The organism is Synechococcus sp. H55.2, assembly GCF_047462495.1.
In the GTDB taxonomy this organism is placed as follows: domain Bacteria; phylum Cyanobacteriota; class Cyanobacteriia; order Thermostichales; family Thermostichaceae; genus Thermostichus.
In genome coordinates, this window is sequence record NZ_JANSJH010000244.1 from 1 (window position 1) to 517 (window position 517).

Genomic DNA, 517 nt, shown 5'->3' on the forward strand with positions numbered 1-517 from the left:
ACAGGTGTTATTGTCTCAGCTTTGGCCGGGCTTGTCCCCAAAAACCCAAGTGGGGGCTCAGAATAGGCTAAGCCTAAGACGTTGCCTCCGGCAGCCTTACCGGACACCCCAAAAGCTGGCCCAATTGCTCCGCCTCCGCCCTTGCCTTGCCATTGTCATAACCGAAACTGAGATGCAACAAAGGCTCTCCCGATGCCAGCTCCACCTTCACCGAAAAATAACTATCGCCATCGGAATCTGTTGACCTCTCAACTACAACTTGCTGAACATCTCTGAAGGAATAAGTTTTCCGCCCCCTTACACCAAAGGGAGTGAGGTACTCCACCAGGATCTGGTTGAGGGAGCGGTCAAAGGTCAGCCGACGCCTCTTCCTACTTAAAGCGAGTATTAGCGATAGAACCCCCACTCCTGCTGGAGCCAGAGCAGCGACACCCAAGAAATCCTCTAAGACAAAACCATCGCCATCGCCGGCCACCAAGAGCTGGCTCTCTGCACTCATCCGAAACGATTGGATCTT

Annotated in this window: 1 protein-coding gene; it reads right to left on the reverse strand. The window is 53.4% G+C overall.

Going from position 1 to position 517, the window contains the following annotated elements:
- Positions 1 to 73: 73 nt before the first annotated feature.
- On the reverse strand, positions 74 to 517 hold a 444-nt coding region (locus NW844_RS13145; protein ID WP_414336284.1), incomplete at its 5' end, for a hypothetical protein.